We start from the raw sequence: 17,933 nt of genomic DNA, 5'->3' as shown, positions 1-17,933 counted from the left end.
CATGCGCCGACCGCTCCCGTCCAGGTCAGGCGGGCGCCGCACCGACCGGGAGAAGATGCGGCCGTTCGGCACTCCGTTTGATGCCGTGCAGGACCGACCGCGTCGCCAAGGTGGCTGCGGGCCGCAGCAGCTCCATCGCGACCACAACTCCTGGATGGCGCAGGGCAACCCGCATACGAACCAGCAGGCGGCTGCGGTCGTCGCCATGCGGGACCAGCAGAAATGACCACACCACCTGGGGAAGTCCGGGCTGCGTTGTCCGCAGCACCAGGCTCCGTTCGGCAACGATGCCGGCGACCACAACCGAAATCCCGTCGCGGCGCCCCAACCAGCCTGCGGGGGCCACGGGTATCGCATCACCGACGACGCTGCGTTGCCATTTCGGATGAATCCGCCGGGCGTTGTGGAAGTTCAGCCCCAACGCGTGCCCGAAGCTTTCGTTCAGGTAGAGGCCACCCCGGTCCAGGCCGATCTGCGCCAGCCACGGCCACACCGCAGGAGGTGCCGCATCGACCCAGACCGCTTCGGTGAACTGCACTGCGGGGTCAGCGACTAGTGCGTCACCGGGAAACCGCTGCCGGCACTCGCCTTTGGTGGCGCCCCAATCGCGGCAGTACCTCATGGCTGCATACAGCAGGGCGAGCGGGGCCAGGCGCCTGAGCGTAGCGATCACCGGCCCAGTCTGGGACGCACCATCACCGGTGCGCCAGGGGCCATCGTCGCGACCCGCCGGCCGACATTCCTCGCTGATCGCTCTGGTGATGCGACTTTGGGCACCAATGTTGGGGGCCATTGTGCTGTTACCGGTCGCCTGTCGGCTGCCCGAGGATGACAGCAGATCGTCATCTGAACTGGGGTGCAGGATGCCATGCCATCGCCGCCGGCCGGCATTGTCTGCTGGGCCGCCGGCCGGGCGCGCAGCCCTCGCCTGTCCGGGCCGCCGCCGGCGGAGGAAGGTGCGTGGCCCGGCGGCCGTCGTCATGCTGGCTGTCCTGGGTCTCGCGGGCGGGCTCGTCGCCGCGCCACCGACGTCCTATGAGGCGCAGCGTGAGTTCGTCGCAGACCCAGCCGCCTACGTCAACACCCTGATCGGCACGGGTGCCGGGCAGGCGGCGGTGGGAGAGATCAACAACTTTCCCGGTGCTTCGGTGCCGTTCGGCATGGTGCAGTACTCGCCCGACACGGTGGGCAGCTACGCCGGCTACCGCCACGACGAGGATTTCGCCACCGGGCTGAGCATGACGCACGCCTCGGTCGGGTGCGCAGCGTTCGGCGATGTCGCCATGTTGCCGACCGCCGCGCGCAGTGCCCGACCCTGGGATGCGACAGAACGTATCGCCCACGACAACACCGAGGTCGGGGTGCCCGGCTACTACACGGTCCGATTCCCCGAGATTCAGGTGACGGCGGAGCTGACCGCCACCACCCGAACCGCGGTGGGCCGGTTCAGCTATCCGGACAACTCCGTTCCCGCCCGGTTGTCCATATTCTCCGGTGCCTCACTGGCCGGTAACTCGGCGGCCACCATTCAGATCGGAGCGGATAACGCGACGATCACCGGCTCGGCGACCAGCGGCGGATTCTGTAGCAAGAACAACGTCTACACCGTGTACTTCGCCATGAGCTTCAGCCGGCCGTTCACCGGATTCGGCACCTGGGACGGCTATCGTGTGTATCCCGATGGGCGACGAGCCTATTCGAGTTACACCGGTGCTGCCGGCGGTTACGTCGAGTTCCCCGCCGGCTCCCTGGTCGAGGTGCGCACGGGGCTGTCCTACGTCAGTGTCGACGGGGCGCGGGCCAACCTGGCGGCGGAGGGCGCGGGCAGCTTCGAGGACGTGCGCGCGGCGGCCGCAGCGCGCTGGAGTGCAGCTTTGTCGCGAATTCGGGTGGCAGGAGCCGACGCCGACGACCTGGCAACCTTCTATACCGCGCTTTATCACTCTCTTTTGCATCCCAACACGTTCAACGACGTCGACGGCCGCTACATCGGTTTCGATCACGCGGTGCACCTGGCGGCCGGTGGGCGGATTCAGTACGCCAACTTTTCGGATTGGGATACCTATCGCGGGCTTGCCGCCCTGCACGGCCTGCTGTTCCCCCGCGAAGCGAGCCACATGGCGCAGTCGCTGGTCGAAGACGCCAAGCAAAGCGGTGCGTTTCCGCGCTGGGCGTTGGCCAATGCGGCGACAGCGGAGATGACCGGGGACAGCGTGGTGCCGCTGATCGTCAACCTGCATGCTTTCGGTGCCGGGGACTTCGACACCCGTACAGCGCTGGACTATATGGTCCGTGCCGCCAACGAGGGAGGGATCGGCCGCAATGGTTACGTCGAACGTCCCGGTGTCAGCGCCTACCTCGAGCGGGGCTATTTCCCTCAACTCGGCGAATCGTGTCAAAGCGGCTCGGCGCCGGGAGCGTCGATCACCCTCGAATGGTCCGTCGATGACTTCGCCATCTCCCGATTCGCCCACGTGCTGGGGGCGCCGGCCATTGCAGCGCAATTCCAGCGCCGCTCCCACTATTGGCAGAACCTGTTCAATCCCACCACACATTCCATCTCACCCCGTGGTGCGAACGGCTTCTTCCCAGAAGGCCCGGCGGTGGTGGCACCGGGGCCGGGATGCTTCAGCCAGGTCGGCTACGACGAGGGAAACGCTGAGCAGTACCTGTGGTGGGTACCGCACGACATAGCGGGCCTGGTCACCGCGCTCGGCGGTCGCGACAAGGCCGTCGAGCGGTTGGACCGCTTCACCAGCGCCATCAATGCCGGTCCTGAGGAGCCGTATCTGTGGGCGGGAAACGAACCCGGGTTCGGAGTGCCGTGGCTGTACAACTACCTCGGGCAGCCGTGGAAGACTCAGCGCCTGGTCGACCGGGTGCGCGGTGGCCTGTTCGGACCCAGACCCGACGGCGAACCGGGCAATGACGACCTCGGCGCGATGTCGAGCTGGTACGTATGGGCGGCTCTGGGTCTGTATCCCAGCACGCCTGGGACGTCGATACTCACCGTGAACACCCCGCTTTTCGACCGGGCTGAGATCGCCGTCCCCGGGGGGCGCGCGATTCGGGTCTCGGCTCCGGGAGCGTCCGGCCGCCACCGACTCCGCTACATCGCCGGGCTGTCGATCGATGGCGAGACCAGCGAGCAGACGGCGTTGCCCGAGTCCATCGTGGTCACCGGCGGCGACCTCGAGTTCACCCTGGCCGACCGGCCCGACACGGGGTGGGGCAGCACCGAGCACTGCGCCCCGCCGTCATTTTCGGCCGGCAGCGCCGCCCTGGCGGTGAATGTGGTCCCGGGTGCTGTGGTGACCGGACCCGGGACGCGCCAAGCGGTGCAGATCGACCTGCAACGCATGACCGAGGAGGGTTCCGGCGAATACCGCATCACCGCGGCCGCGCGCACCGGGATCGCCGCGACCGCCCTCTCCGGTCAGCTCGGCGCGGACGGTTTTGCCACCGCCACGGCGACCGTTGCGGTTGACCCGAGCGTCCCGGCCGGCGACTACCCGCTGGTCCTCACCGCCGAAATCGGCAGCGGCGCTAAGACATTCACGGTTCTAGTGGTGGTGAACTGAGGCGCTTTGCCGTGTGAACGAACGCAGCCAATCGAAAAGTGCCGGCATTCCGGCTCCTGTGCGGGCGCTGATCGGCAGGATCGTGGCAGTGGGGTTCACCTCGCGGACGCGGGCCGTGTAGGTGGCGATGTCGGCATCCAGGTACGGCGCCAGGTCGATCTTGTTCACGAGCACCAGGTCGGCGGTGCGGAACATGACGGGGTACTTCGACGGCTTGTCATCGCCCTCGGTGATCGAGTACACCATCGCTTTCGCATGCTCGCCCACGTCGAACTCGGCAGGGCAGACCAGATTGCCCACGTTCTCGATGATCACCAGGTCCAGCGCCGCCAAATCCAGTCCCCCCAGCGCACGGCCGACCATCGGTGCGTCAAGGTGGCACTCACCGCCGAACCCGTTGCTGGTGTTCAGAAGTGACACCTGTGCGCCCCGGCCGGCCAGCTTGACGGCATCGAGGTCGGTGGCGATGTCGCCTTCGATCACGCCGATCGCAAGCTCTGCGGTCAGGGCGTCGATCGCCGCCTGCAGCACGGCGGTCTTGCCGGCTCCGGGAGCGCTCATGAGATTCAGGGCGCGAACCCCGTGGTGGGCGAATGCCGCCCGATTGGCGCAGGCGCTGCGATCGTTCTCAGCCATGATGGCCTCCAGAACCTCGATGCGCTCAGTCGCGGTGCCATAGCCCGAATGATCGCCGTGTTCGTGAGAATGCAGGGCACCGTCGTCGTGGCGATGGAACTTTCCCATGGCACGTCCTTTCAGGAGACATCTAGTGAGGTCACCAGCAATTCATCACCGGAAAGCACGTCGACGTCCGGGCTTTCGCAGCATGGGCAAACCAGCGACCACCGGGAGGTGATGGCGGCCGCATCGCCACAGCGCCGACAGTGCACCACGGCGGCAACGAGCTCCAGCTCCAGCTCGGCGTCCGGCAGGTCTTCGTAGTCACGGATCACGGCCCAGCAGAAGGAGAGCGACTCGGGGACTACCTGACGCAACGCGCCGACCCGGACGCGGACCACCTCGACATGACGTCCGGCGGAATGGCGTCTCGCCGAGGCGGCAATCGCGCGGCACAGTGACATCTCATGCACGGCGAGGGGCCGGCTTCCCTGCGGCCATGAACCCGTTGTACACCCGCGACGCCGTCGGCGGAAGACCTGCGATCCCGGCCGCAAGACCGCCTCGACCGGCCTAGAATCGACAGATCCGAGCTACCGGGCGCACTCAGTCGGTCGGGGGGTGACATGCCCAACATCTCGCTGCCGTTGCTGACCGATGAGGCGCGCCTCAGGCTGGCTGTCAGCGGGACCGTCCAAGGCGTCGGATTTCGGCCGTTCGTGCATCGCATCGCCACCGAACTGGGATTGGCCGGATTCGTCGGCAACGAGGCGTGCGGGGTCTTCATCGAGGTGCAGGGCGACCGCGCCCGTCTTGCTGAGTTCGCCGCGCGGTTGCGTCAGCAGGCGCCGCCGCTGGCCAGGATCGAGGCGGTGCACAGCCTCGAAATACCTGTCGGCTCATCGGACCACAATCGGTTTGCCATCGGCGCCAGCCGGCTGGGGCGGGAGGGCGCCGCGCCGATCCCACCCGATGTCGCGGTGTGTGCCGACTGTGTCGGGGAACTTTTCGATCCGCACAACCGGCGTTTTCGGCATCCGTTCGTGACGTGCACCAACTGCGGACCCCGGTTCACCATCATCCGTGCGCTGCCCTATGACAGGCCGGCGACGACGATGGCCGGCTTCCCCATGTGCGCCCGGTGCACCGCCGAGTACGGTGACCCGGCCGATCGCAGGTTTCACGCCCAGCCCATCGCGTGCCCGGATTGCGGTCCGTCATTGTGGTTCTGCTCGAAGACGGGCCGGCGTGACGGGGCCGATCAGGCGCTGGCAGCCGCCCAGCGGGCGCTGGTTGCGGGAGCCGTCGTCGCGATCAAGGGGATCGGTGGCTACCACCTGGCCGGCGCCGTCGATCAGGAGTCCGCGGTCAGTGCGCTGCGAGCGCGCAAGGACCGCCGGTCCAAACCTTTCGCGGTGATGGTGCGTGATATCGACGTGGCCCGCCGCTACGCGCTGTTCGGCGACGACGAGGCAGCGCTGCTGTGTTGCCCGGCTCGGCCGATCGTGCTGCTGCGCCGGCGTACCGGCGCACCCGTCGCCGCCGGTGTCGCGCCGGGCAGTCCGCTGATCGGGCTGATGTTGCCCTATTCCCCGATCCACCACCTGCTGCTCGCCCCGATCCCGGGGGTTCGGACACCGGTCCCCGATGCGCTCGTTCTGACCAGCGCCAACCGATCCGATGAACCCATCTGCTTCACCGATGACGACGCGGTTCGGCGACTTCCACCGCTGTGTGACGCGCTGCTGACCCATGACCGGCCCATTCACCAGCCGTGCGACGACTCGGTGCTCCGGGTCGTCGACGGCGCCGAACTGCCGATCCGGCGGGCGCGCGGATATGCGCCGACGACGCTCGAGCTCCACCGAGATGGCGCGCCGGTGCTGGCGGTGGGCGGTGAGCTGAAGAACACCTGCTGTCGCACCGACGGTTCTCGTGCGTACCTGTCGGCCCACATCGGCGACATGGCGAACTATGAGACGCAGCGCATTTTCGAACGCGCCGCGGGCCAGATGGTCGGGGTGCCAAGCCGGCCGGTGCGCCTGGCGGCCGACCTGCATCCGGCGTACCGGACCCGCGGCTGGGCCGAACGCGAAGCAGGCTCCCGCCCCCTCGATCTCGTCCAGCACCATCACGCGCACGTGGTGTCACTGCTGGCCGAGCATGAGCGCCTCGGTGAGCCGATCATCGGGGTCTGCTTCGACGGCACCGGCTACGGGACCGACGGCACGATCTGGGGTGGGGAGGTGCTTGCGCTCGGCTCACAGAGCCATCGGTTCACCCGGGTCGCCCACCTGCTCCCCGTACCCCTGGTGGGGGGTGATCTGGCTGTGCGCTGTCCCTGGCGGATGGCGGTGTCGCACCTGTGGGTCGCCGGAGTCGACGACATCGCGGATCTGCCGCCGGCGGCCGCGGCCACTGCCGCGGAAATGCGCGTGGTCCGATCGCAGTTGGCGAGCGGTACGGGGTGTCTGCCCTGTTCGAGCATGGGCCGGCTGTTCGACGCGGTGGCGTCGGTGCTGGGGGTCCGTCAGCGCGTCGAATACGAGGCCCAGGCAGCCATGGAACTCGAAGCCCTTGCCGACTCGGCGCTCGAGTCCGGCGAGTCGATCGCATTGCGCTTCACCCTGCTTCGCGACGGGGTGATCGACCCGACGGGACTGATGCGGGCCCTGGTTGCGGCATTGCGGGTCGGTGCGGCACCGGCGCTCCTGGCAGCGGCGTTTCACCGGGCAGTGGCCGAGGCCGTCGTCGAGGCGGTCAACAGGGTCGCCGGACCGGTGCGATTGGCGGGTCTTACCGGCGGCGTCTTCCAGAACGTGCTGTTGCTGCGAGCGTGCACCCAACGGCTCCAGCGGGCGGGCTTCACGGTGCTGACCCACCGAAAAGTCCCGCCCAACGATGCCGGGCTGGCTCTCGGCCAGGCAGCCGTGTCGGTACTGACGGGTCTGGCCGAGGAATCCGAACACCGGGTCGGGCGCTGATGACCACCGCCACCCACGGATCCGACCTCGCCGCCGACCTGGCCTGCGCGGCGTTCGCGCTGGCCACGCGGTTTGCGGCGGGCGCGACCATGTGGTCCGTCGCGCCAGAATCCGAGCCGCACGCCCTGCACATCGCGGTCGAATTCGTCCATCCCGTGGTCATTGGCAAACGGGCGCTGCCCGCTGTCGCCTTGACCGGGCACGACCTGGTGGACCAGCTGCGGCTGTCGGTGCGGTCCGGCGACGTCGTGATCGCGGTTGCCGGCGCCGATCACGAGCAGGTGCGGGCGGTGATGCGGCGCGGCCCGGCATGGGGGGCCACCACGGTATGGATCGGCAACGGGCAACGGCCGCCGGCCGGTGCCGCCGACCACGTGCTGTGGCTGACCGAGCACGACCCTGCCGCAGCGACATCGGGCGCCTATGTCCTGCTCTATCACCTGCTGTGGGAATTGACCCACGTCTGTTTCGAACATCCCGGCCCGCTCACGCCGGCCCGCCCATCCGGGGACGTGTGCCTGACCTGCAGCGACCACGCGGACCTCGGCGAGGTGATTTCGCAGACAACCGGAGACACCGCCACCGTGCGCACGGCCGCAGGCAACCGGACCGTCGTGACCACACCGGTGGGACCGCTCACCTCCGGTGAGTTGGTGCTGATCCATGCCGGCACGGCGATCGGCCGCCCCGCATACGAGGAGCCGCGGCCATGACCGACGAGCCCACCGCCTTCCTGTACCCGTTCATCAACGGCGAATCCTGCACTGACGCCGCGGGCCTGCTCGACGAACTTGCCGCCTCCGCGCGGAGCAAGTCCCGGGAGAGCCGGGCCCTGGCCCGCTCCACCGTCGACTCCAACGCCGAGCTGATCGCTGTGGCAGCCGCTGAGATGGCACACCGACTCACCGCAGGCGGCAGGTTGTTCACCTTCGGCAACGGCGGCAGTTGTACCGATTCGGCCATCCTGGCCGCGTTGTTCGCCAGGCCGCCGTTCGGCAAGGCATTTCCGGCATGGACTTTGGCTGCCGATCAGGCGGCATTGACCGCGCTGGCCAACGATGTCGGCTTCTCCCTGGTATTCGCCCGTCAGCTGATAGCGCGGGGGCGGCCGGGCGACATCGTTGCGGCCGTGTCCACCAGTGGTAACTCGCCCAATCTGCTGGCCGCGCTGGGGGAGGCGCATCGGCGCGGCATGTACACCATCAGCTTCGCCGGCTACGCCGGAGGAGCATTCGCACAAAACCCGGATGTGGATGTCTGCTTCATCGTCGGGTCTCAGAGCGTGCACCGCATCCAGGAGGCACAGGCATTTCTGGGCTATCACCTGTGGCTGGCAGTACAGGATCGCGCCGACGGGCACGAGGTCCGGTGATGGTCAGATCTGCGCGCGAATCCCTCTCGGCGGGAGACAAATTCACTGAGAGTGAGGTGATCGAGCGAATCGAGAGGTTTCGCCGGAGACGGCCTCGGCTACGCGACGACAATGTCACGCTGGCGCACGGCGCCGGCGGCAAGGCGACGGCCGCCCTGGTGGACCAGGTCTTCCTGGAGGCGTTTGGAAACGCGTTGCTGGAGCCCCTGGACGATGGGGCGGAGATCACCCTGCCCAGCGGAGAGCGGCTGGTGTTGACCACCGATTCCTTTGTGGTGCAACCCAGGCGGTTCCCCGGAGGCTCCCTCGGGGGGCTCGCAGTCCACGGAACCGTCAACGACCTGGCCGTCTGCGGTGCGGTGCCACGGTGGATCTCGGCTGCATTTGTGCTCGAAGAGGGACTTCCGGTCGCCGAGCTCAAGGACATCGTTGCCGACATGGCGCAGGCCGCTGCCACCGCCGGCGTCCAGATCGTGACCGGAGACACCAAGGTCGTCTCCCGTGGTGCGGCGGACGGCATATTCATCACTACCACCGGTTTGGGAGTGATCCCGGCCGGCCGCCGCATGTCGGCACGAGCCGTGCGGGTCGGCGACCAGATCCTGCTCTCCGGACCGATGGGCGACCACGGGATGGCAGTGATGCTGGCCCGCGGCGATCTGGGCATCGAAGCCGACATTCGCTCCGACTCGGCGTCGGTGAGTCCCCTGGTGGAGCTGTTGCTGACCGTCGCGCCGTCGACGCGCTGGCTGCGCGATCCCACCCGGGGAGGCGTGGCAACCGTGTGCAGCGAGCTGGCACGGGCAAGCGGCCTGGCCGTGCTGCTCGCGGAGGAGCGACTGCCCGTCCGCCCCATGGTGGCCGGCGCGTGCGAGCTGCTGGGGATCGACCCGCTCTATGTCGCCAACGAGGGCAGTTTCATCGCGGTGGTGGATCCCGAGCAGGCCGACGATGCGCTGTCGGCGTTGCAGTCGCACCCGCTCGGCGCCGACGCGGCACTGATCGGGGAGGTCGTCGCTGACCCCGCCGAAACCGTCATGGTGCAAACCGGCTTCGGTGGCCGTCGCATGGTCGACATGCTCGTCGGCGACCCGCTGCCCCGCATCTGTTGAGCCAAGGAGTCGCAGCGAAGTGTGTCTGGGGATACCGGGGATGATCACCGCGATCACGGACGCCGAGGGCTATTTGGCCCAAGTCGACGTCAACGGGGTCCGGCGCACGATCAGTGTCCGACTGCTGGAAGGCGAGCTACCCGCACCGGGCGAATGGGTCCTGGTGCACGTCGGCTTTGCGCTGGCCAAAGTCGATGAGGCCGAGGCGCTGCTGACGCTGGAGGCATTGCAGAAACTCGGCGATGCCTACTCGGCCGAAATGGACGATTTCGGTTCCACCTCCCACGAGACGGGACATCACCCGCAGTGAGGTTCGTCGAGGAATTCCGGGATCCGGCCGCGGCACGCACCTTGTTGGCGGCCGTGCACAAGCTCGCCGGCGACAAGGAAGCCCACGACTACAAGTTCATGGAGATCTGCGGCGGGCATACCCACAGCATCTATCGGCACGGCATCGAACGCCTGCTGCCGCGCAACGTCGAACTGGTCCACGGCCCGGGCTGCCCGGTTTGCGTGATCCCGATGGGCCGTATCGACGACGCCATCTGGTTGGCCGGGCAGCCCGACGTCATCTTCACCTGCTTCGGCGACATGATGCGGGTCCCCGGCTCGCACGGGAGCCTGCTGGACGCCAAGGCCCGGGGCGCCGATGTCCGGTTCGTCTACTCGCCGCTGGATGCACTCGAGATCGCCGTGCGTCAGCCGGGCAAACGGGTCGTGTTCTTCGCGGTCGGCTTCGAGACCACGGCGCCATCAACAGCGGTGACCCTACTGCGCGCCCGCGAACTGGGACTGACCAATTTCACCGTGTTCTGCAACCATGTACTGATCATTCCCCCGATCAAGGCGATTCTGCAGTCGGCGGACCTTCGGCTTTCCGGCTTCATCGGACCGGGTCACGTTTCGACCGTGGTGGGGGACAAGCCCTATCGGTTCGTCGCAGAGGTTTATCGAAAGCCTTTGGTGATCAGTGGTTTCGAACCGCTGGACATCCTGGCGGCCGTGGCCATGCTGCTCACCCAGCTTCGGGAAGGCCGCTGCGAGATCGAGAACCAATATTGCCGGGTGGTTCGCAGCGGCGGCAATCCGGCCGCGCTGGCGGTGATGGCCCAGGTGTTCGCACTTCGCTCGCACTTCGAATGGCGTGGATTGGGCTTCATCTCCCAAAGCGCCCTGCGGTTACGCCCCGATTTCGCCGAGTTCGACGCCGAGGAGCAATTCGCGATGCCCGCTGTCCGGGTCGCCGATCCGAAGGCATGTCAGTGCGGTGAGGTGCTCAAGGGGGTGCTCAAACCTTGGGAGTGCAAGGTGTTCGGCACGGCGTGCACCCCCGAAACCCCGATCGGGACGTGCATGGTGTCCCCGGAGGGGGCATGCGCGGCCTACTACAACTACGGCAGGCTCGGCGACGCGGCAGCAGGACGCGGGACTTGACCTGACAGCACTGCGCAGTGGCGCGGCGGACTGCGGTGCGGACGCCAAGCAGCGCCACTGCGCGCTGCCGCGTGCCGGAGTCAGCTGGCGGCTTTGACCTCGATGTGCTTCTCGGCTGGTTTGGCCGGCTTGGGAAGTGCCACCGAGACCGTGAGAATGCCTTTGTCATAGGTGGCGCTGATGTCCTCCTCGTCGGCGCCGGGGGGAAGCGAGACGGATCGGGCGAAGGAGCCATAGGCGAATTCCGAACGCCCTTCCCCTTCGTTCTTCTCAGTGCGCTCGGCCTTGATCGTCAGGCGTCCGTCGCGGACGGTGATGTCGATGTCCTTGGCGGGGTCCATACCCGGTAGTTCCGCTCGCACGACGTAGTGCCCGTCTTCCACCTGGTCTTCGAGGCGGATGAGGTGCCCTTCCGGCATGGGCCAAGGACCGGCCCAGGACGGAAATCCACTGAACAGCTCCGACAGTCCCGGAAGCAGGGAACGGCGCGAAGCGTTGGCGGGGAGGTTCTTCATGATGGTCCTCGGATCTTTGGCGGTCTGGTGGATCTCTCGATTCGACTCGCATGAGACGCCGGCGGGCAGGGCCGGAAGTCCCCACGCCCTAGGGGTATTCGTCGTCATCCAGTCGAATCCGGCGTCCTGCGCCGGCGACAAAATTCATGGTTGCGGCCTCCGGGGCGCAACGGTTCCGACAGCCTTCGACAAACGGCCCCGTGGAATCGGGACCTCGTGCCCTTCCCCGACCTGGCCCCCACTGGGTCAGATCAGAGTTGTCAGTTCTAGACCAATCGGAGATGGCGCCATGACCGGTGAACTGCGATGACGAGGGCAGCCGACGTCCGAAGGCGGCAACCGCGGCGAATATTTCGTGACCGCACCGAGGCCGGCCAGGTGCTGGCCGATCTGCTCGACAGCTACCGCGACCGTGACGACGTGATCGTCCTCGGCCTGGCGCGCGGCGGAATCCCGGTCGCCTGGGAAGTCGCGGCGGCTCTCCGGGCCCCGCTGGACGCGTTCATCGTGCGCAAGCTCGGAGCGCCCGGCCACGAGGAATTCGCGGTGGGCGCGCTGGCCAGTGGCGGCCGCGTGGTGGTCAACGACGACATGGTGCGCGCCCTGAAGGTCACGCCGCAACAGCTGCGTGACATCGCCGACCGGGAAGGCCGGGAGCTGGTCCGCCGGGAGGCCGCCTATCGCGGTGATCGCCCGCCCCGCAACGTGGCCGGCCGGACCGTCATCCTGGTCGACGACGGGCTGGCCACCGGCGCGAGCATGTTCGCCGCGGTGCAGGCGCTGCGGGACGCCGAGCCGGCCCGTCTGGTCGTCGCCGTTCCGGCAGCCCCCGAATCGACCTGCCGGGAGTTCGCCGGCCTCGTCGACGAGGTGGTCTGCGCCACGATGCCCACCCCCTTCTTCGCCGTCGGCGAATCGTTCTGGGACTTCACCCAGGTCACCGACGAAGAGGTCTGCCGGCTCCTGGCCGCCCCGACCACCCGGCACCAGGCACCCGCGGCGCCGACCGCCGCGCAGATCGTCGGCGGTGTCGCTGTGGATGCACCGGCCGGGGTCCCGCCCCAGGTTGCGCTGGAAGAGCTGATCGGCGACGCGCGCATCGTGTTGATCGGCGAAAGCTCGCACGGCACGCACGAGTTCTACGCCGCCCGCGCCGAGATCACCAAGTGGCTGATCACAGCGAAGGGCTTCTGCGCGGTGGCCGCCGAGGCGGATTGGCCGGATGCCTACCGGGTGAACCGCTACGTCCGAGGCCTCGGCGAGGACCAGACCGCCGATGCCGCGCTGAGCGGCTTTCAGCGATTCCCGGCCTGGATGTGGCGCAACGCCGTGGTCGCCGAATTCGTGGATTGGCTGCGCGCCCACAACCGGGAACGCAGATCGGCCGACCGGCGCCAAACCGGCTTCTACGGGCTTGACCTGTACAGCCTGCATCGCTCGATCGAGGAAGTGATCACCTACCTGGACACCGTCGACCCGGTCGCGGCGGAGCGGGCCCGCGCGCGCTACGCCTGCTTCGACCATGCCTGCGCCGACGACGGCCAGGCGTACGGATTCGGTGCGGCCTTCGGCGCCGGACCATCGTGCGAGGGCGAAGCGGTAGCACAACTGATCGAAATGCAGCGCGACGCGGCGAACTTGGTGCAGCGGGACGGACCGGTCGCCGAAGACGAACTGTTCTACGCGGTGCAGAACGCCCAAACCGTCCGCAACGCCGAGGAGTACTACCGGACCATGTTCAGCGGACGCGTCTCGTCCTGGAACATCCGCGACCGGCACATGGCCCAGACCCTGGAGGCGCTGCTGGCCCATGCCGACCGCGGTCGCGACGCCGCCGCACCGGCCCGCATCGTGGTCTGGGCGCACAACTCGCACGTAGGGGACGCCCGAGCCACCGAGATGGCCGGTGACGGCCAGCTCACCCTCGGTCAGCTGGTCCGGGAGCGTCACGACGACCAGGTGCGCCTCATCGGGTTCAGCACCTATTCGGGAACGGTGACCGCCGCCAGCGAGTGGGGCGGCCCGGCCGAACGCAAAGTGGTCCGCCCGGCGTTGCCCGGCAGCATCGAAGATCTTTTCCATGCCACCGGAAAGCCGGCGTTCCTGGTGCCCATCCCGGCGGTGCCTGCCGCCGACCCGCTGGAAGCGGTGCGGTTGGGTCGCGCCATCGGAGTGATCTACCAACCCGCGACCGAGCGGCAGAGTCACTACTTCCATGTCCGGCCGTCCGACCAGTTCGATGCGATCATCCACGTCGATCAGACGCGCGCGCTGGAGCCGCTGGAGGTGACGAGCCTCTGGATCGCCGGCCAGACTCCCGAGACCTATCCGAGCGGTCTGTAGCCGTCGGGGACGCACGGAAACTGATGATCATGAAGACTCCGGCCCGCCCCGCGGTTCGAGCGACGCGGATCGTCACCTTGACGTTGAATCCCGCGCTCGACATCACCACCAGCATCGACCGGGTGCGGCCGACCGAAAAGCTGCGCTGCCGGCCCGCCCGCTACGACCCGGGCGGGGGCGGTGTCAACGTCGCCCGCATCGCGCACGTTCTCGGTGCACCCGTCTTGGCGATACTGGCCGCCGGCGGACCGAGCGGCGGGCTGGTCACGGAATTGCTGGAACGGGCCCGCGTGCCCGTCGACCGCATCCCGATCGCCGAGCCGACCAGGGAGAGCTTCACCATCGACGAGCAAAGCACCGGAGGGCAGTACCGCTTCGTGCTGCCCGGTCCCCGAATGACGTTTGCCGAACAGGTGCACTGCTTGGACCGGCTTCGCGCGGCGACCGCATCGGCGGGGTTCGTGGTGGCGAGCGGCAGCCTTCCACCCGGCGTGCCCGACAACTACTACCAGCGTGTGGCCGAGGTGTGCCGGCATGCCGGAGTCCCGTTGATTCTCGATACCTCCGGAGGTGGGCTGCGGCAGATCCGGTCGGGGGTGTTCCTGCTCAAGGCCAGCGTGCGGGAACTCTCCGAATGTGTCGGCCGCGACCTGGTCACCGAGACCGACCGGCTGACCGCCGCCCACCAGCTCATCGAGCAGCGACGGGCCGCTGCGGTGGTCGTGTCGCTGGGGGCCGAGGGCGCACTGCTCGCCGCTCCTGCAGGCAGTTACCGATTCTCCGCCGTCCGGATGCGGGGAGGCAGCGGGGTCGGTGCCGGCGACGCGATGGTTGCCGCGATCGCCGTCGGCCTGAGTCGGGGCTGGCCGCTGGTCACGTCGGTCCAGTGGGGCATTGCGGCGGGTGCGGCGATGCTGATGACACCGGGTACTGCGGTGTGCAGCCGTTCGGCGGTGGAAAACCTGTTCGCCCTCGTTGCCGAGCCCAGCGAGGTGATCGGCCTCTCGGCGTAGGTCCGAGGGGCCCGGCGCGCCTGCGGTGAGCAGCCAAGACAGCAAGTTATCGCCGACCGGCCGTGGTTTGTGCCAGCATATTGCTGGACGGTCGTGTGCCCGTGTTGCGGCGTGCGCACGGTTTGCAGGCACTAGCTATTCGCTCCGCGGAAAGAATGGGTCGGATGGACGGCGGAGACAGCGAATCGGCGTTCCGGGGGCTCGGCGATCGGTCCCTCATCGACCGCATGCATCACCAGCTCGATGAGCTCGCCGTCACGCGGGACCAGATGGAGCACCTGCTCGCGGTGATCCTTGAGATCGGCTCCGACCTCCACCTCAACACCACGCTTCACCGGGTTGTCGTGGCCGCGATGAAGCTGACCTCGGCGCGCTACGGCGCCCTGGCGATCCGCGGTCCGCAGGGCAATCTGATCGAGTTCATCCACGCCGGCCTCGATGAGCAGACGATCCGCCGGATCGGCCATCTGCCCATCGGCAAGGGCGTCTTGGACGCCTCACTCGTCGAGTCCGAGCCGCTGCGGCTGGCTGACCTGACCGCGCACCCGGCCGCGGTCGGGTTCCCCGAACACCATCCCCCGATGCGGGCGCTGCTCAGCGTGCCCCTCATCACCTCGGGTGTCCTGATCGGCAACCTTTACCTGGCCCACGAGCAGCCGGGCCGCACATTCGCCGAGTCCGACGAAAAGGTGGCCGTCGCCTTGGCGACCGCGGCAGCGGTCGCCGTCGACAACGCTCGCATGGTGGAACACCTGCGCGCGTCGGCGCATTGGATCGAGGCAGGCCGCGACATCACCACCGCGCTGCTTTCGGAGCCCACCGGACCGGCAATGCGATCAGAGCCACTGCAGATCATCGCTGAGCGTGTCTGCGAGCTCGCCTCGGCCGAGCAGGCGATCGTGCTGGTTCCGGCCGACGCGAGCCTACCCATTGCCGACGTGGGAACCCTGACCGTGGCCGCAGCCGCCGGACTCAACGCCGAGGAGGTGATCCGCCAGAAGATCGCGGTGGATGGCTCCACCACCGGCAGCGTCTTCCGGTCCGGCAGGCCCTTGATCACCGAAGCGCTCGACATCCCGATCCCCGGGTTCACCGATGTCGGACAGCGCCCGGTCGTGGTGGTGGCGCTGCGTTCCGAGGGGGAGACGCTGGGAGTGCTCGCGATCGCCCGCAACGAGAATCACCGTGCTTTCGACGAGACGGACCTGGACCTGGTGTATGACTTCGCGCGTCGCGCCGCCGTCGCCGTTGTGGTGGCCCGCGGGCGTGCCTGGGCCCGTGAACGCGACATTCTGGCCGACCGCGAACGCATCGCCCACGACTTGCACGATCACGTCATCCAGCAGTTGTTCGCCGCCGGGCTGGACCTGCAGGGCACGCTGGCCCTGACACATTCACCGGAGGTCGTCGCCCGGCTTGACGCCACGATCGACGATCTGCAGACCATCATCGCCGAGATCCGAACGACGATCTTCCGGCTCAAATCCCGGGCGGCGCTTGACGGGGGTTTCCAGAAACGCGTTCAGGACGAGGTCGCGCGTCTGACGGAGAATCGCAACATCGTTGCGACTGTGCGCGTCGACGGATCGGTGACGCTCATCGCCGACGAGCTGGCCGAGCACGCCGAGGCCGTGATCATGGAAGCGGTCAGTAATGTCTGCAGGCACTCCGGAGCCACTCGGGTCAGCGTCGAGATCAGCGTGACCGACAGTCTGAACATCGTCGTCACCGACAACGGGCACGGTATCCCGGCAGAAAACCAACGCCACAGTGGCCTGGCCAACATGGTGACCCGCGCCCAACTTCTGGGCGGTGCCTGCGAGATCAGCTCGCAGCCCGAGGGAGGAACCCGCGTGCACTGGAGCGCCCCGCTGGCCGGCCGTTAGCCGGTCTTTAGTCGCGCACCACCAGCACCGAGCTCCCGGCCGGTTCGGTGATACCAACGTCGGGCGGGCCCACGATCCGGGGCACATCGTCGGCGTCGTGCTTCCCGATGACGGCGAGCTGGACGGGTTCGCCGATCTGGCCCAGCGCTTCCGGTAGTCCGCGCCGCAGGGGGGTGAGCCGAATCCGCACCCCGGGGTAGCGCGATGCCCAATGCTCGATCCGAAGAGTGTGCCGGCCGACGCGCCGCCACGGCTGGCTCTCTACCGCCAGGATCGGTGCATCGCGTAGCTGCGCTTCCCGGAATGCGTGCTCCAGCAGCAGGTCGTCGCCCGGGGTGTGATCGACGGCGACCGCGATCCAGCCCCGCGCTGCGCCCGTGCCACCGAGGTCGCGGATGACTGCCACCGGGCAGTGCGCGCCGTGGGCCAGTTCGGCAGCGGTCGACCCGAAGATCGCGCGGCTCAAGCACCCGATCCCGACGGAGCCCACGCACACCATTGCCGAGTCGCGTGATTCGTCGATCAGGGCGGATCCGGGCGGCCCATGCGGCATCGCGGTCTCGACCTTGAGCTCGGACGCATTCTCCCGGAGCACCAGGTCGACATCGCGCAGCACCGTTTCGGCGTACTCCACGCCCAGATCCGGCTGTGTGGGCGCGGCTTCGGCGGCCTCCTCGGCGATGACGTGAACCAGGCGCAGGGGCAGGCCGCGCGCGCCGGCCTCACGAGCCGCCCACGTCGCCGCATGGGCAGCCGCCTCCGAACCATCGATGCCGACCACGACCGACTGTGATGACATCGATTCGCTCATCGGCATCCTTCCGCTGACCGGGTTCGTCACGCGACGCTACGCAGGCGCAGGCATTTCCCGGAGGGCCGTTGGCCCCCCGAAAGGTCGGCGATGGTCCCTTTCCAGCGGGATTGCGCGGAGTTGGGGTCCAATTCCGCCGAAACTGCGGCCTTTCGGCCGCTCCGTTGCCGGACGCGCCGACCGAGACTCGACGCTGGGCCGCTCGCGACACCGGGCGGCACCGTCACGGGGCAGGCGACGGTGCGATCACGCAGCACCCGAAAC

The 17,933-nt window shown here is 68.0% G+C and carries 15 protein-coding genes; 10 read left to right on the top strand and 5 right to left on the bottom strand.

What is annotated here, in order from left to right; genetic code table 11:
- Positions 1 to 25: 25 nt before the first annotated feature.
- Positions 26 to 673 carry an SRPBCC family protein gene (locus LI92_RS01610; RefSeq protein WP_286134783.1) on the bottom strand — a complete coding sequence of 216 codons (648 nt, stop codon included), beginning with the start codon at positions 671 to 673 and terminating at the stop codon, positions 26 to 28.
- A 307-nt stretch (positions 674 to 980) separates the two neighbouring features.
- On the opposite strand from LI92_RS01610, the gene LI92_RS01605 reads away from it, so the two are divergent.
- A complete protein-coding gene (locus LI92_RS01605) occupies positions 981 to 3,581 on the top strand; it encodes a GH92 family glycosyl hydrolase (protein WP_046315194.1) in 2,601 nt (866 codons plus the stop codon).
- On the opposite strand, the gene hypB is transcribed toward LI92_RS01605, so the two are convergent.
- On the bottom strand, positions 3,564 to 4,325 hold the full coding sequence (gene hypB / locus LI92_RS01600; RefSeq protein ID WP_046315192.1) for a hydrogenase nickel incorporation protein HypB: 762 nt from the start codon (positions 4,323 to 4,325) through the stop codon (positions 3,564 to 3,566). The two genes, LI92_RS01605 and hypB, sit on opposite strands and share 18 nt — an antisense overlap.
- Before the next feature lie 11 nt (positions 4,326 to 4,336).
- On the bottom strand, positions 4,337 to 4,672 hold the full coding sequence (locus tag LI92_RS01595) for a hydrogenase maturation nickel metallochaperone HypA (protein WP_046315190.1): 336 nt from the start codon (positions 4,670 to 4,672) through the stop codon (positions 4,337 to 4,339).
- Between the two features lie 153 nt (positions 4,673 to 4,825).
- Between LI92_RS01595 and hypF the strand changes: the two genes are divergently transcribed.
- The 6 genes from hypF to hypD are packed head-to-tail and all read left to right on the top strand — an operon-like array spanning position 4,826 to position 11,101.
- A complete protein-coding gene (gene hypF / locus LI92_RS01590) occupies positions 4,826 to 7,183 on the top strand; it encodes a carbamoyltransferase HypF (RefSeq protein ID WP_046315188.1) in 2,358 nt (785 codons plus the stop codon).
- A complete protein-coding gene (locus LI92_RS01585) occupies positions 7,180 to 7,896 on the top strand; it encodes a hydrogenase assembly protein HupF (RefSeq protein WP_502691382.1) in 717 nt (238 codons plus the stop codon). Before hypF ends, LI92_RS01585 begins: the two co-directional genes overlap by 4 nt.
- Complete coding sequence (locus tag LI92_RS01580; protein WP_046315184.1) at positions 7,893 to 8,555, top strand: D-sedoheptulose-7-phosphate isomerase; 663 nt, start codon at positions 7,893 to 7,895, stop codon at positions 8,553 to 8,555. Before LI92_RS01585 ends, LI92_RS01580 begins: the two co-directional genes overlap by 4 nt.
- Positions 8,555 to 9,667: a hydrogenase expression/formation protein HypE gene (hypE, locus tag LI92_RS01575; protein ID WP_046315182.1), complete on the top strand. Its 1,113-nt coding sequence runs from the start codon at positions 8,555 to 8,557 to the stop codon at positions 9,665 to 9,667. The genes LI92_RS01580 and hypE overlap by 1 nt, the downstream gene beginning before the upstream one ends.
- A gap of 19 nt (positions 9,668 to 9,686) precedes the next feature.
- Positions 9,687 to 9,977 (top strand): HypC/HybG/HupF family hydrogenase formation chaperone, encoded by a 291-nt coding sequence (locus tag LI92_RS01570; protein WP_046315181.1) that lies wholly within the window; start codon positions 9,687 to 9,689, stop codon positions 9,975 to 9,977.
- Positions 9,974 to 11,101: a hydrogenase formation protein HypD gene (gene hypD, locus LI92_RS01565; RefSeq protein ID WP_046315179.1), complete on the top strand. Its 1,128-nt coding sequence runs from the start codon at positions 9,974 to 9,976 to the stop codon at positions 11,099 to 11,101. Before LI92_RS01570 ends, hypD begins: the two co-directional genes overlap by 4 nt.
- 80 nt (positions 11,102 to 11,181) lie before the next feature.
- Here hypD and LI92_RS01560 read toward each other — a convergent pair whose 3' ends face one another.
- A complete protein-coding gene (locus LI92_RS01560) occupies positions 11,182 to 11,619 on the bottom strand; it encodes an Hsp20/alpha crystallin family protein (RefSeq protein WP_502691381.1) in 438 nt (145 codons plus the stop codon).
- A 303-nt stretch (positions 11,620 to 11,922) separates the two neighbouring features.
- On the opposite strand from LI92_RS01560, the gene LI92_RS01555 reads away from it, so the two are divergent.
- From LI92_RS01555 to LI92_RS01545, 3 genes are all read left to right on the top strand, one after another.
- Complete coding sequence (locus LI92_RS01555) at positions 11,923 to 13,959, top strand: erythromycin esterase family protein (RefSeq protein ID WP_046315176.1); 2,037 nt, start codon at positions 11,923 to 11,925, stop codon at positions 13,957 to 13,959.
- Between the two features lie 29 nt (positions 13,960 to 13,988).
- Positions 13,989 to 14,972: a 1-phosphofructokinase family hexose kinase gene (locus tag LI92_RS01550; RefSeq protein WP_046315258.1), complete on the top strand. Its 984-nt coding sequence runs from the start codon at positions 13,989 to 13,991 to the stop codon at positions 14,970 to 14,972.
- A gap of 227 nt (positions 14,973 to 15,199) precedes the next feature.
- On the top strand, positions 15,200 to 16,858 hold the full coding sequence (locus tag LI92_RS01545; protein ID WP_286134784.1) for a GAF domain-containing sensor histidine kinase: 1,659 nt from the start codon (positions 15,200 to 15,202) through the stop codon (positions 16,856 to 16,858).
- Positions 16,859 to 16,865: 7 nt separating this feature from the next.
- Here the strand turns inward: LI92_RS01545 and LI92_RS01540 are convergent, their stop codons facing one another.
- Positions 16,866 to 17,669 (bottom strand): universal stress protein, encoded by an 804-nt coding sequence (locus LI92_RS01540; RefSeq protein ID WP_046315171.1) that lies wholly within the window; start codon positions 17,667 to 17,669, stop codon positions 16,866 to 16,868.
- Between the last annotated feature and the right edge of the window lie 264 nt (positions 17,670 to 17,933).

The sequence above is a fragment of the Mycobacterium sp. UM_Kg1 genome, from assembly GCF_000972925.1.
In the GTDB taxonomy this organism is placed as follows: domain Bacteria; phylum Actinomycetota; class Actinomycetes; order Mycobacteriales; family Mycobacteriaceae; genus Mycobacterium; species Mycobacterium hiberniae.
Note: the sequence above shows the minus strand (reverse complement) of the source record. Positions and strands in the feature narration are given on the sequence as shown.

What these genes read in the sequence shown, in the direction of transcription:
- LI92_RS01605 (WP_046315194.1), top strand. Translation starts at nt 981, where the DNA reads ATGCTGGCTGTCCTGGGTCTCGCGGGCGGGCTCGTCGCCGCGCCACCG.
- hypB (WP_046315192.1), bottom strand. Translation starts at nt 4,325, where the DNA reads ATGGGAAAGTTCCATCGCCACGACGACGGTGCCCTGCATTCTCACGAA.
- hypF (WP_046315188.1), top strand. Translation starts at nt 4,826, where the DNA reads ATGCCCAACATCTCGCTGCCGTTGCTGACCGATGAGGCGCGCCTCAGG.
- LI92_RS01580 (WP_046315184.1), top strand. Translation starts at nt 7,893, where the DNA reads ATGACCGACGAGCCCACCGCCTTCCTGTACCCGTTCATCAACGGCGAA.
- hypE (WP_046315182.1), top strand. Translation starts at nt 8,555, where the DNA reads ATGGTCAGATCTGCGCGCGAATCCCTCTCGGCGGGAGACAAATTCACT.
- LI92_RS01555 (WP_046315176.1), top strand. Translation starts at nt 11,923, where the DNA reads ATGACGAGGGCAGCCGACGTCCGAAGGCGGCAACCGCGGCGAATATTT.
- LI92_RS01550 (WP_046315258.1), top strand. Translation starts at nt 13,989, where the DNA reads ATGAAGACTCCGGCCCGCCCCGCGGTTCGAGCGACGCGGATCGTCACC.
- LI92_RS01545 (WP_286134784.1), top strand. Translation starts at nt 15,200, where the DNA reads ATGCATCACCAGCTCGATGAGCTCGCCGTCACGCGGGACCAGATGGAG.
- LI92_RS01540 (WP_046315171.1), bottom strand. Translation starts at nt 17,669, where the DNA reads ATGAGCGAATCGATGTCATCACAGTCGGTCGTGGTCGGCATCGATGGT.